This window comes from Acidovorax sp., assembly GCF_046291265.1.
In the GTDB taxonomy this organism is placed as follows: domain Bacteria; phylum Pseudomonadota; class Gammaproteobacteria; order Burkholderiales; family Burkholderiaceae_C; genus Acidovorax.
In genome coordinates, this window is the sequence record NZ_JBKBTV010000095.1 from 1 (window position 1) to 12,349 (window position 12,349).

A 12,349-nucleotide genomic window follows, 5' to 3' on the forward strand; every position below is an offset into this window, starting at 1 on the left:
CCGCCAACAAAAAGCCGGGCACGCTGGCCCGGCCTTGAACGACCGAAGGGGGAGATCAGCGGTGGCCGCGTCGGCCGCCGTCGTCATCGTCCCAACCACGCCCGCCCCGGTGACCATGGCCGCGGTGGCCGTGCCCGTAGCGGCGGTCATCCCAGCGGGGGCCGTGGCCCCAACCCGAGCGGTAGTAGGGACGCGGCTGCACATAGACCGGCTGCGGGTACACCACCACCGGGCGAGGCTGCACGATGATGGGGCGCTGGTAGATCGGGCGGCGCTCCTGGTAGACCGGGTAGCGCTCTTCGTACACGGGGTAGGCGCTGCCGTACACAGGCGGGTAGTTGGACACACCCACCGCCACGCCGGGGGAGCCGATCCCGATGGACCAGGAAATGTTGTTGTCACGCGCATGGGCTTGCGTGGCGGCGGTGGACATGGCCCAGGCGCTGGCGGCCAAGGCGGCCAGCGTGAGGCCTCGGGCCAAGGCCGAGGTGCGGGCCCAATGGGCACTGAGTGACGAGGTTTTCATGGTGGGCTCCTGAATTCACGTGGGACTGTTGTCAGGGTTTGTTGGTTACCCTGTGGCTGCATTACAGGGAATTCTCCGCTCCGCCGTACCGCATGCCCCGTCAAAGTCGTTGCCAGACGTAACCCATGAACCCCTCCACCACACCCCCCGCCGCCCTGGAAGTGCTCGAATTCTGGTTCGGCGACGGCCTGCAGCGCGACTGGCCCTCGCAAGACCGCAACGAACGCTGGTTTGGCGGCAGCCCGACGCAAGACGGCGACATCCGCCAGCGCTTTGGCCTGCTGGTGGACGAAGCGCTCAATGGTGGCTTGGCCGACTGGGAAGCCGAGCCCCGCGCGCGGCTGGCGCTCATCGTGCTGCTCGACCAGCTCTCGCGCAACGTGCACCGGGGCCAGCGCCGCGCCTTTGACGGCGACGCCCGTGCCCAGCGCCTGAGCCAGCTGGCCCTCGCCGAGGGCATGGACAGCACGCTCACGCCGGCCGGCTGCGTGTTTCTCTACATGCCGCTCATGCACGCTGAAAACCTGGCGCTGCAAGACGAGTGTGTGGCGCGCTTCCAGAAGCTGGTGGACAGCAGCCCCGACACCCTGCGCGACAAGCTCGCCAGCAACCTGCGCTTTGCGGTGCTGCACCGCGACATCGTGGCGCAATACGGGCGCTTCCCGCACCGCAACGCCGTGCTGGGCCGCACCACCACACCCGAGGAAGACGCGTTTCTGAAAGACGGCCCGCGCTTCGGCCAGTAGCCTGCGCGTCACACCAACGTCACATCTTCGTCACAGGCGTTTCATGGCGGTTACCTACAACCGTTGGTTTCAACCCCAACCACAAGACCACCATGAGACTCCTGCCTCAGCAGCCGCGCGCGCGCCTGTTCGCCACCTCCCTCGTCATGACCGCCGCGCTCGCAGCCTGCGGTGGTGGCAGTGACTCCCCCACCCCGACCGCACCCGTGGTGGAAGCCACGCCAGCTGGCCTCACGCTGGAGAAGATCGGTGGCTACAGCACCGGCCAGTACGAGGTGAGCGCGGCCGAGATCCCCGCGTTTGATGCCGCCAGCAAGCGCCTCTTTGTGGTCAACGCGCAGCTGGGTGCAGTGGACGTGCTCAACCTCGCCAACCCCGCCAACCCGGTGAAGATCGGCACGCTCGACGCCACCGCCGTGCTGCCCGGTGCCGAGATCAACAGCGTGGCCGTGTTCAACGGCATCGTGGCCGTCGCCATTCAGGCGCCCGTGAAAACCGACCCGGGCCGCATGGCGCTTTACCGCGCCAGCGACCTCAGCCTCATCAGCTCGGTGACCATCGGCGCGCAGCCCGACATGATCACCTTCACGCCCGATGGCACCAGCGTGCTGGTGGCCAATGAAGGCGAGCCCAGCGACAACTACCAGACCGACCCCGAAGGCAGCATCAGCATCATCGACGTGCGCAACCTGGCGGCGCCCGTGGTGCGCACTGCCGGCTTCAGCGCCTTCAATGCCCAAGCCGCTGCGCTGCGCACGGCCGGCGTTCGCGTCTATGGCCCGGGCGCCAGCGTGGCGCAAGACCTGGAGCCCGAGTACATCGCCATCTCGGCCGACGGCACCACCGCCTGGGTGACCCTGCAAGAGAACAACGCGCTGGCCAAGGTGAACATCGCCACGGCCACCGTGACCAACATCCTGCCGCTCGGCTACAAAGACCACAGCCTGGCCGCCAATGCGCTGGACGTGTCCGACCGCGACAACGCCATCAACATCAAGACCTGGGCAGGCGTGCAGGGCATGTACCTGCCCGACAGCATGGCCGCGTACACCGCTGGCGGGCAAACCTACCTGGTGACGGCCAACGAAGGCGACGCGCGCGCCTGGGGCGAAAACAACCCGGCCTACCTGACCAACCAGGACCCAACGCTCGGTTTCATTGAAGAGCTGCGCGTCTCCGCCCTGGCCCGCACGGCCGGCTGGCAGGTGGTGCCACCCCAGCTGCGCAGCGTGGCGGGTGCGCCAACGCTGGCGGGCGCCCTGCTCGACCCGGCGGTGTTCAGCTACTGCGGCGCCAGCGCAGGCAACCCGGGCACCTGCATCGCCAACGGTGAACTCGGCCGCCTCAACATCAGCTGGGTACAAGGCTACAAAACCGACGCCATGGGCGCACCCCTGCGATACACGGCCGCAGGCGTGCAAGACCCGGCGGGTGACCGCCTCATGTACGACAAGCTCTACAGCTACGGCGCACGCTCGTTCAGCATCCGCGACGCCAACGGCGCGCTGGTGTGGGACTCGGGTGCCGCCATCGAGCAGTTTCTCAACAGCGCCGACTGCAAGCTCGGCTCGGCCCGCAACATCCCCTGTGCCACGTACTTCAACTCTGGCCACAACGAAGCAAACGCGCTGGACAGCCGCAGCGACGCCAAAGGCCCCGAGCCCGAAGGCCTGACGCTGGGCAAGATCGGCAACAAAACCTTTGCATTCGTCGGCCTGGAGCGCGTGGGCGGCGTGCTGGTGTACGACATCACCAACCCGGCTTCCCCCACCCGTGTGGACTACCTGAACACCCGCAACGAGTGGACGACCCAACCAAGCGCGGCGAACCTGGCCACCGTGGGCGACCTCGGCCCCGAAGGCCTGGTGTTCATCCCCGCCGCCCAGTCGCCCAACGGCAAACCGCTGCTGGTGGTGGGCAACGAGGTGAGCGGCACCACCGCGGTGCTGCAGTTGAACCTGAGGTACTAATATCCCGTTCGGGCGGAGCCCACTCCCGTTCGGGCTGAGCCTGTCGAAGCCCTTGCCAACATGTTGGTGAACCCTTCGACAGGCTAAGGGCGAACGGAAGAAATTGGTTAACCGGACGCCAGCGGCCTCAACGCCGCTGGCAGCCAACCCGCGAGCTTGGCATGGATGACGGCCTCGCGCCGCTGCCACCAGATGCCCAGTGCCACCACGGCCAGCCCCAGCAGCGTGAGCGCAAACGGGAACAGCAGGCTGTCTTCAAACACGCGGTGTGAGAGGTAGCCCAGGTAGGCCGCCACGCCGATGGCGCCCAGCACCGTGAACACGCGCCGGCCGATGGCCGCGCCCAGGAACACCAGGCCCACGTTGATCAGCGCGTAGATGAACTTGTTCACCTCGGAGTCGCTGTCGCGCAGGCTCATGCCACCCCAGAACATGATGGCGCCGAAGAGGTAGAGCCAGAAGGCGAAGTCTTGCCGGTTCAGGGGGTGGGTGGCGGCGCGTGTGCGCAGGTCGACCCACACCGCGATGGCGCAGGTGGCGAGGCCAAACACCAGCGACACGTCGCGCGTGAACTCCCAGTCGAAGCCGTCTTTTTGCATGAGCATGTGCGCCACGTCCATGTTGAGGTACCAGAGCGTCACGGCCACCGGCATCACCATGAATGGCAAACGGAAGCGCCACAGCATGACCACCGCCGCCGCCAGCGTGGCGAACTCCAGCGTGAGCCAGCGCCAGTCGATGAAGCGGTGGTAGTCCCGGTAGCTGTCGTGCGCGCCGTCGGGCCAGAAACCCAGCCCGCTCTGCAGCGCCCACACCGCCAGCGGTACCAAGCACACAGCCAGCGTGGCCAGCACACCGGCCGGCGTGCGCAGCCGCTGTTTCATGAGGTTGCGCGCCACCAGCAGCGCGCCCACCAAGTAGCCCATCGACAAGGCGAACACGCCCCAGGCGCCGAACAGCTCCCAGCCCAGCGTCATGAACAGCGTCATGGCGCCGATGGCCAGCATGCCGCCGAAGTAATAGAGCGTGTTGGTGAACGAGAAGGCCGGGCCCGCTGCCATGCGCGGCATGGGCGACATGGGCACGCCCGAGGGCACCGGCTGCGCGCCTGGCGGCGCCAGTTCGTCAGCGCTCACGCGCTGGTCGCTGCCCGGTGAAGCCCAGGAGGACCACAAGGCATGCGCCTCGCTCGGCACGATGGCGCCGCGCTCCACCGCGGCTTCAATGTCGGCCCAGCCCAGGCGCACGCGCACCGACGGCAAGAACACGTCTTCGGCCTGCGTGATCTCCCACTGCGTGGGCTCTTCATTGGGGATGGTTTCAGGGTGTTCGTTGGTCATGTTGTGTGTGCCCCGGGGGGTTCCTCCGCTTCGCAGCAACCATAACGGAAAGCCCCCGCGTTGAAGCTGTGCGGTACGACCATTCAGCCCGCGCCACAGACCGCTCGCACCGAGGGGAAACGCACCGCGCCCCTAGAATGCCTTGATGAGCTCCAACACCCCACCCAGCAAGCCATCCAGCACCCCCGCCAACGCCCCCGCAGAGGGCGAACACAAGGTCAGCAACTTCCTGCGCCAGATCATCGAAAACGACCTGGACAAAGGCACCTACGCCAGCCGCCGCTGGGCCGGCACCCCGGGCGACGCCGCGCACCACGCCGCCGGCCAGCCCGACCCCGCCAAGATCCGCACCCGCTTCCCGCCCGAGCCCAACGGCTACCTGCACGTGGGCCACGCCAAGAGCATCTGCCTGAACTTTGGCCTGGCGCGCGACTACGGCGGCGTGTGCCACATGCGCCTTGACGACACCAACCCCGAGAAGGAAGACACGGAGTACGTCAACAGCATCCTCGACGCGGTGAAGTGGCTGGGCTTCAACTGGGAAGCCAACGGCCAGAGCCACCTGTTTCAGGCGAGCGATTACTTTGGCTTCATGTACCGCGCGGCCGAGTACCTCATTGAAGCCGGCCACGCGTATGTGGACGAACAAACCGCCGAACAAATGCGCCTGGCGCGCGGCGACTTCGGCAAGCCCGGTGTGGACAGCCCTTTTCGCAGCCGCACGCCCGCCGAGAACCTGGCGCGGTTTCGCGAAATGCGCGACGGCCGGCACGAAGACGGCAGCATGGTGCTGCGCGCCAAGATCGACATGGCCTCGCCCAACATCAACTTGCGCGACCCCGCCATCTACCGCATTCGCCGCGCCACGCACCACAACACGGGCGACACCTGGTGCATCTACCCCATGTACACCTTTGCGCACCCCATTGAGGACGCACTGGAGCAGATCACCCACAGCATCTGCACGCTGGAGTTTGAAGACCAGCGCCCGTTTTACGACTGGCTGATGGACCGCTTGTGCGAAGGCGGCCTGCTTGCGCACCCCGCGCCGCACCAGTACGAATTTGCCCGGCTCAACCTCACCTATGTGATCACCAGCAAACGCAAGCTCGCGCAGCTGGTGTACGACCACAAGGTGAGCGGCTGGGACGACCCGCGCATGCCAACCATCGTCGGCCTGCGCCGGCGCGGCTACACGCCCGAGAGCATCCAGATGTTTGCCGAGCGCATCGGCGTGACCAAGAGCGACAGCTGGATCGACTACAGCACGCTCGAAGGCTGCCTGCGCGAAGACCTGGAAAACAAGGCCCACCGCGGCATGGCCGTGCTCGACCCCGTCAAGCTGGTGCTCACCAACTGGGCCGAGGCCTTTGGGTCTGATGGCTACCTTGAGGACTGCACCCAGCCCGCCCTGCCCCACCACGCCGTGCCCGAGGGCCAGACCCCACCGCCCGAGCGCGTGTTCAAGATCGGCAACGAGGTGTGGATCGAACGCGAAGACTTTGAAGAAGTGCCCCCCAAGGGCTACAAGCGCCTGTTCCCCGGGAACGTGGTGCGCCTCAAAGGCGGCTACGTGATCGAGTGCACCGGCTGCGAAAAAGACGCGAGCGGCACCGTGACTGCCGTGCACGCCAAGGTGATCCCCGGCACCAAGAGCGGCACCTCCGGAGCCGACAGCGTGAAAGCCAAAGCCGCCATCACCTGGGTGAGCGTGGCCGACGGCGTGCCCGCCGAAGTACGCCTGTACGACCGCCTGTTCAGCGACCCCCAGCCCGACGCCGGCGGCAAAGACTTCATTGAAGCGCTGAACCCGAACAGCCTGAAGGTGGTGACGGCTTATGTGGAGCCGTCATTGGCTGCGGCCAAACCGGATCAGAAATTCCAGTTCGAACGTTTTGGGTACTTTGTGGCGGATCGGGTGGATCACGCGGCGGGAAAGCCGGTTTTCAATCGGGTTACGGGGTTGAAGGATAGTTGGGGTAAATAAATACTCGATGCCCGTGCATCAAAAGTGAAACACAGGAGAGGCGTGTGACAAATCATTTCCTTGCAGACGAGCTACCTACAAAGAACGTGCACATAGTTGGAGCCATAGGTGCAGTCTTAATAGTATGCGCCTTCCTCTATTGGTTAAATATACGGTTTTTAGTTGATTTCGAAGTATTAAATCCCGAAAGCCCCTGGAAAGCACATGCCGAAGTTGCAAGATCAGTTGTTGAAAACCTGATAGCAGGCTCTATCGCTGCAATACTGTTGGCATTAACATTCAAATGGATAATTCAAATTATAGACCCGCGCGATCGTGTACTCGAAATCAACTCTTCAAACATCACAGATCGATTGATTAAAAATGCACAAACAACACGGAACTACATATTTATAGGAAATACAGCATCCTTTGTCTCCGCATCGATTTTACCCGTACTTTCAGATTCCATAAGAATCACGGGCCAGCCCCGAACTGCAACTCTAATTCTTATTGATCCAACATACGAAGATGCAGTCAAAAGTTACTCAAATTTCAAGCAAGGAATTCTTCAAAGCGCATCGAAGACAGCCGATCTAAATTTAGCAAGATGGGTACCGCCAGCCAGCGACATCAAGATTGAGTCCACATTAGAAGTTCAAGCCAAGGTTTTGTCGGCAATCTATCTGGCGTGCTATTCATCAATGCAGTCTGGCTTTAGTCTGAATGTATATCTTAGAAAGACATTTACACCGTTTCGTGCGGATATGAGCGATACAGAAATTGTTTTGACTCAAGAATCTGCAGATCAATCAGCGGTGGCATTTTCATCATCTGGTCATTTTTATGGCTGGTACCATAAGGAAGCTGACGCTCAAAGAATGCAAAGCGTAAAAATCGATATAGACGGCCAGCAAATACAAACCCGTTTGATAGGCCTCGCACACCCCTCGCGTTCAAAAGAGGAAATACAGAAATCCGTGCACTTGATGCTGCAACAGTTTCCACACATAGCGTCACTTGCAAGCGATGCAGAATTGGTCAATAAGACTGCATCAAGAATTAGCAGGCCAAGTTCGTCATATTCAGTATGACAACGGCTCAAAAGCTCTTTGATCAAGTTATCGCACATGGAAGCTGCGACCGCAGCCTTTTATTGCAATTTATCGATTTGAACCGACTTAACTCAATCGTCGATACAAGCCCCTTCTGCGAGATTCAACAACACCCGCTCGGCTTTCTTTGTGTGAAGTGGACTCTTGATAGCACACATTCTCTAAGAATGCATATCTGGAGCAAGCAATTTCACTGGCACCAAGTTCCTAACTGGCAGATCCATGACCATACCTTTTCATTCAGAAGCGTTGTACTGACAGGAACGATACAGAATAAAACTTATCGATTGACCAACGAGATCAACGAAGGTCGAGATGTTGGCATATATAGAATCAATTATTCAAATCAAAAATCGCATCTGGTACCAACCGGTGAGAAAGCGAAAATTCAAATTGAAAACTCATCAATTCAACTTCAAGACTCTACCTACAGCCTACCCTGTGAAGTGCTACATCGAAGTGTGTTGCGATCAGAATACGCCATTACATTATTAGCCACAGTACAGTCCCAAACGACATTGCCCGGAGTTGGCCCACGCGTAATTGGAACAACAACACAGAATCAATATGCATTCGATAGAAAAATTGATAGCAAAGTTGACTTAAGGCTACAGATGAAGACTGCAGCTTTTGAAATCGGAAATGCCATTCGTAGGTCTTACTGACAGATATTTGGAATTAGAACTCAATTGCTAAATTCGCAAGCATGAGGATTCAAGGGAACGTACAAAAATGGCAAAGTTTCTATCCACTACCGGCACCAACTACCACTTGGAAGAGTTGATCAAAGGCGCGTCCGATCGCCTGATCCTGATCAGCCCTTTTCTGAAACTCAACGACCGTATGAAAGAGCTTCTGGCAGACAAGAACCGCCTGAAGATCGACGTGCGCATCGTCTACGGCAAGAGCGAGTTGCAGCCGCAGGAAATCGAATGGCTGCGCGGCCTGACCTACATCCGCACCAGCTTCTGCAAGAACCTGCACGCCAAGTGCTACATGAACGAAGAGATGTGCATCATCACCAGCCTGAACCTCTACGAGTTCAGCCAGGTGAACAACAACGAGATGGGCATCCTGATCCAGCGCGCAGAAGACAGCCAGCTCTACAAAGACGCCTACGAAGAAGCCCAACGCATCATCCGCATCAGCGAAGAAGTGCGTATCACGCTGGAGCGCGTGTCCCACGAGCCCGAGGCGCATGCCGCCGAGAACAGCAAAGGCGCCGATTCAGAACCGGTCGGCGACAAGCTGGCTTCCTCCAAGATCGCGGCCAAGCTGGGCATGAAGACGGCCCAGTTCATGGACCGAGCCGCCGAGCAAGGCTTTCTGGCAGTGGACGGCGACAAACACCTGCTGACCGCCAAAGGCGAAAAGGCGGGTGTGGAGTTTGTGGCCAAGTCCCGGTTCGGGCCTTACTTCCTCTGGCCGCAGGACTTTCATCCGGTCTGAGCGCGGGCTACGCGCTTTCGGTAGCTGACAACGGCAGGTCTAGCGGGAAACAGAGATGGCCTACCGTGGCAATAGACGCCAAGGACATCGACAGAAGTCCAGCGACACGTTCCCGGAAAGGATCTTTCGTGTCCTGCTTTTGACGGGCGCGCTCTGGTTGGCCAGCGAGTTCATGCGAAGCCGACCAGACCTGGCCGCCGTGGGGAACGGTCTGCGCTCCGTTCTCTGGCTTCCTTTGACCATCGGTGTGGGCTTGCTGGTTCTGCACTTCGTCTTTCAGGTACTGGCTAGCTGGTCCTCCAACGCTGACCCGACACGCAACACCTTCGACGATCGGCGTGATCCGCTTTTCACCGGAGCCAAAGCGCAGGCGGGGCCGGTCACAGAGGTTCGTTGGAGTTCCAGGGTCTTCGCTGCCATCGAGTGGCGGCGCTTCGAAGCGGTCGTCGAAACCCTGTTTGCGCAGGAAGGCTATGAAACGCGGTCGCAGTTGCACGGAGCGGACGGCGGGGTGGACATCTGGCTGTATTCGAAGAACCCCAATGACCCGGTGTCGGTGGTGCAGTGCAAGCACTGGCAAGGCCATCCGGTCACGGTGAAGGAACTGCGCGAGTTCCTGGGTGTGATGGCGTCGCATGGCATCAAGCGCGGCACCTTCGCCACCTCGTCGCGCTACACAGCCGATGCGGTGGCCTTCGCCAAGGCCAACGGCATCACCGCTCATAACGGCAACGATCTGCTCAGGCTGGTTGCCCAGCGCTCACCAGAGCAGCAGGCCCGCCTGCTGGAAGTTGCGTACGAAGGCGAGTACTGGAAGCCCACTTGCGTCAACTGCGGCGTGAAGATGGTGGAGCGCGAAGCCAGAGGGAACGGTTCACGGTTCTGGGGGTGCATGAACTATCCCCGCTGCAAGTGCACACTCCCCATGAAGACCGCAAACTGAACCCATCACATCAAGCCCCCCCCACATGCTCGCCAACCTCACCCCCTTCCTCCTCCACTGGGCCATCACCGCCCTCGCCCTGTGGGTGGCGAGCCATTTGTTCAAGGGCATCCGGTTCGGCAGCACGTCGGCGCTGGTGGTCTCGGCCCTGCTGCTGGGGCTGGCCAATGCGGTGGTGAGGCCGCTGCTGGTGGTGCTCACGCTGCCCTTGACGCTGCTGAGCTTTGGCCTGTTTCTGCTGGTGATCAACGCGCTGATGCTGCTGCTGGTGGCCAAGCTGGTGGACGGCTTCAAGGTCGACGGTTTCTGGACGGCGTTCTGGGCCAGCCTGTTCATCTCGCTGCTCAGCCTGGTGCTCGGCGCCTTCGTGCTGGGCGGCTCGCCCGACTTCACCATCGAGACCAGCCCGACGCCGGGGTCGGTGTGGCTTTGAGCCATTTCTCAACCAAGACGAGTTCACCCATGCCATTCATTCGCGTTTTCACGATTTTTCTCGTTGCACTGGTGCTGAGCGCATGCGCCGCACCCAAACTGACGGCGGAACAGGCCGGCAGCATCAAGAAGATCGGCATCGTTTCCCTGCTGCCTCAAGAGGTGAAGTACCGCAAGATCGGCATCACGGTTTTCAACAACGAGTTCAAGTCTCTGCCAGCAGGAAACGTGTTCAACGTTGCCGCTCGCACCAGCGCGGAGCAGTTCCTGCGCCAGTCGGGCAAATACGAGGTGAAGCAGATCGAGGTCGACGTTGCGCCCATGGCCAGCAGGCTGAACGGACGCAGCATGGTGATGTCCCAAAACATTGAGCGCATCGATGTTGAGGTCGTCGAGCTGGCCAAGGCGAACGGGGTGGACGCGGTCATCGTCGTGGGCGAGAACTTTGATGCGGAAAGAGGCGTCTTTGGCCTGGCGATGGGGCTGCGAGCCGGCCTGGGTGACATTCGATCCGCCGGGGCCATGGCAGGGCTGCAGGTGGCGGGCATCACGGCTCGCAAGGAGATCTTTCTGGGTTGGTACCCCTCGGTGGGTATCGGCAGGGGCGTTTCTCGTCCAGAGAGCAAGCCTTGGGCTTACAAGCTGGAAGACAACCTGGATGAGGCCACCCACGCAGAAGTGGTGAGGGTGTTGAGGGCAGCCATCGAAAACGAAGTCGCCGCAGCCCTGGCTGCCGCGAACCTCTGAGCGCTTCAGGCTCCTCCAGGCAGTTTCGCAATCACCTTGATCTCGAAATCAAAGCCGTAGAGCCAGGTCACGCCCACGCCGGTGAGCGTGGGGTACGGGGCGTCGCCCCAGTGTTTGGTGAGCTCTGTCCAGATGGTTTCAAACTTGGGCTCGGGATCGACGATGAACACGGTCACGTCGACCACGTCTTTGAAGGTGCAGCCGGCGGCCGAGAGGATGGCGTTGAGGTTGTCGAACGCCAGCTTCACCTGGGCTTGCAGGTCGGGTTCGGGTGACCCATCGGGGCGGCTGCCCACCTGGCCCGAGACGAACAGGAAACCGTTGGAGCGGATCGCTGGCGAGTAGCGGTTTTTTTCATAGAGCGCTTGGCGCCCGGCCGGGAACACAACATCACGTGCAGACATGCAATTTCCTCTGGGTGGGTGGGGAGTGGGTTCACTCTAGGCATTCATGGCCTGCGGATAAACAGGCCAGTCGCACAATGACTGTTTGGCATTTCCAAACAATCAAACCGGCTTGAGGAGCCGACATGGACCGTTTCGATGCAATGCAGGCCTTTGCCCGCGTGGTGGAAGCCGGCAGCTTCACCAAGGCGGCGCAGACGCTGCACATGAGCAAGACCACCGTGACGCAACTGGTGCAGCAGCTGGAGGCGCGGCTGCGCGTGAAGCTGCTGAACCGCACCACGCGGCAGGTGAAGGTGACGGCGGATGGCGCCGCTTACTACGAGCGCGTGGTGCGCCTGCTGGCCGACCTGGAGGACGCGGACACCAGCCTCTCCAGCGCCGTGGCCTCGCCGCGCGGGCGCCTGCGGGTGGACGTGCCCAGCCCGCTGGCCCGCCTGATCCTGATGCCGGCGCTGCCGGCGTTTCACGCGCGCTACCCAGAGATCCAGCTGCACATGGGCGTGAGCGACCGCATGGTGGACCTGATCGGCGACAACGTGGACTGCGTGCTGCGCGGCGGCGAGATCACCGACCCGTCGTTGATCGCCCGCCACGTGGGCGACCTGCCGATCGGTGTGTACGCAGCGCCCAGCTACCTGCAGCGCGCCGGCACACCGCTGCACCCGGGCGAGCTGGAAGACCCACACCACCGCACGGTGGGCTATCTGC

13 protein-coding genes are annotated in these 12,349 nt (G+C 61.4%); 10 read left to right on the forward strand and 3 right to left on the reverse strand.

From position 1 onward, the window contains the following. Positions 1–55 precede the first annotated feature (55 nt). The gene (locus ACK41V_RS22115; RefSeq protein WP_409785617.1) at positions 56–526 is read right to left on the reverse strand and encodes a hypothetical protein; all 471 of its coding nucleotides are present in this window, start codon (positions 524–526) and stop codon (positions 56–58) included. A gap of 125 nt (positions 527–651) precedes the next feature. Between ACK41V_RS22115 and ACK41V_RS22120 the strand changes: the two genes are divergently transcribed. Further along, positions 652–1,272: a DUF924 family protein gene (locus ACK41V_RS22120; protein WP_409785618.1), complete on the forward strand. Its 621-nt coding sequence runs from the start codon at positions 652–654 to the stop codon at positions 1,270–1,272. A 92-nt stretch (positions 1,273–1,364) separates the two neighbouring features. Further along, positions 1,365–3,242 (forward strand): choice-of-anchor I family protein, encoded by a 1,878-nt coding sequence (locus tag ACK41V_RS22125; RefSeq protein WP_409785620.1) that lies wholly within the window; start codon positions 1,365–1,367, stop codon positions 3,240–3,242. Positions 3,243–3,349: 107 nt separating this feature from the next. On the opposite strand, the gene ACK41V_RS22130 is transcribed toward ACK41V_RS22125, so the two are convergent. After that, complete coding sequence (locus ACK41V_RS22130) at positions 3,350–4,582, reverse strand: DUF2157 domain-containing protein (RefSeq protein WP_409785622.1); 1,233 nt, start codon at positions 4,580–4,582, stop codon at positions 3,350–3,352. Between the two features lie 145 nt (positions 4,583–4,727). On the opposite strand from ACK41V_RS22130, the gene ACK41V_RS22135 reads away from it, so the two are divergent. From ACK41V_RS22135 to ACK41V_RS22165, 7 genes are all read left to right on the forward strand, one after another. After that, a complete protein-coding gene (locus ACK41V_RS22135) occupies positions 4,728–6,569 on the forward strand; it encodes a glutamine--tRNA ligase/YqeY domain fusion protein (RefSeq protein ID WP_409785624.1) in 1,842 nt (613 codons plus the stop codon). A gap of 44 nt (positions 6,570–6,613) precedes the next feature. Further along, positions 6,614–7,642, forward strand: a complete 1,029-nt coding sequence (locus ACK41V_RS22140) for a hypothetical protein (protein WP_409785626.1) — start codon at positions 6,614–6,616, stop codon at positions 7,640–7,642. Beyond that, the gene (locus ACK41V_RS22145; RefSeq protein WP_409785628.1) at positions 7,639–8,328 is read left to right on the forward strand and encodes a hypothetical protein; all 690 of its coding nucleotides are present in this window, start codon (positions 7,639–7,641) and stop codon (positions 8,326–8,328) included. Before ACK41V_RS22140 ends, ACK41V_RS22145 begins: the two co-directional genes overlap by 4 nt. Positions 8,329–8,395: 67 nt before the next feature. Beyond that, positions 8,396–9,112, forward strand: a complete 717-nt coding sequence (locus ACK41V_RS22150) for a phospholipase D family protein (protein WP_409785630.1) — start codon at positions 8,396–8,398, stop codon at positions 9,110–9,112. 55 nt (positions 9,113–9,167) lie between these two features. After that, entirely contained in the window at positions 9,168–10,055 is an 888-nt protein-coding gene (locus ACK41V_RS22155; RefSeq protein ID WP_409785632.1) for a restriction endonuclease, read from the forward strand. A 25-nt stretch (positions 10,056–10,080) separates the two neighbouring features. Then, complete coding sequence (locus ACK41V_RS22160) at positions 10,081–10,488, forward strand: phage holin family protein (RefSeq protein ID WP_409785633.1); 408 nt, start codon at positions 10,081–10,083, stop codon at positions 10,486–10,488. Between the two features lie 29 nt (positions 10,489–10,517). Beyond that, positions 10,518–11,234, forward strand: coding sequence for a hypothetical protein (locus ACK41V_RS22165; RefSeq protein WP_409785635.1), 717 nt, complete (start codon positions 10,518–10,520; stop codon positions 11,232–11,234). A gap of 5 nt (positions 11,235–11,239) precedes the next feature. Here ACK41V_RS22165 and ACK41V_RS22170 read toward each other — a convergent pair whose 3' ends face one another. Next, positions 11,240–11,638: a RidA family protein gene (locus ACK41V_RS22170; protein ID WP_409785637.1), complete on the reverse strand. Its 399-nt coding sequence runs from the start codon at positions 11,636–11,638 to the stop codon at positions 11,240–11,242. Between the two features lie 125 nt (positions 11,639–11,763). On the opposite strand from ACK41V_RS22170, the gene ACK41V_RS22175 reads away from it, so the two are divergent. Next, positions 11,764–12,349: LysR family transcriptional regulator (locus tag ACK41V_RS22175; RefSeq protein WP_409785638.1), on the forward strand; the 586-nt coding region annotated here is incomplete at its 3' end.

Bases quoted from the DNA above. Each gene is read 5' to 3' on its own strand.
- ACK41V_RS22115 (WP_409785617.1), bottom strand. From the start codon at position 526: ATGAAAACCTCGTCACTCAGTGCCCATTGGGCCCGCACCTCGGCCTTG.
- ACK41V_RS22120 (WP_409785618.1), top strand. From the start codon at position 652: ATGAACCCCTCCACCACACCCCCCGCCGCCCTGGAAGTGCTCGAATTC.
- ACK41V_RS22125 (WP_409785620.1), top strand. From the start codon at position 1,365: ATGAGACTCCTGCCTCAGCAGCCGCGCGCGCGCCTGTTCGCCACCTCC.
- ACK41V_RS22130 (WP_409785622.1), bottom strand. From the start codon at position 4,582: ATGACCAACGAACACCCTGAAACCATCCCCAATGAAGAGCCCACGCAG.
- ACK41V_RS22135 (WP_409785624.1), top strand. From the start codon at position 4,728: ATGAGCTCCAACACCCCACCCAGCAAGCCATCCAGCACCCCCGCCAAC.
- ACK41V_RS22145 (WP_409785628.1), top strand. From the start codon at position 7,639: ATGACAACGGCTCAAAAGCTCTTTGATCAAGTTATCGCACATGGAAGC.
- ACK41V_RS22150 (WP_409785630.1), top strand. From the start codon at position 8,396: ATGGCAAAGTTTCTATCCACTACCGGCACCAACTACCACTTGGAAGAG.
- ACK41V_RS22155 (WP_409785632.1), top strand. From the start codon at position 9,168: ATGGCCTACCGTGGCAATAGACGCCAAGGACATCGACAGAAGTCCAGC.
- ACK41V_RS22160 (WP_409785633.1), top strand. From the start codon at position 10,081: ATGCTCGCCAACCTCACCCCCTTCCTCCTCCACTGGGCCATCACCGCC.
- ACK41V_RS22165 (WP_409785635.1), top strand. From the start codon at position 10,518: ATGCCATTCATTCGCGTTTTCACGATTTTTCTCGTTGCACTGGTGCTG.
- ACK41V_RS22170 (WP_409785637.1), bottom strand. From the start codon at position 11,638: ATGTCTGCACGTGATGTTGTGTTCCCGGCCGGGCGCCAAGCGCTCTAT.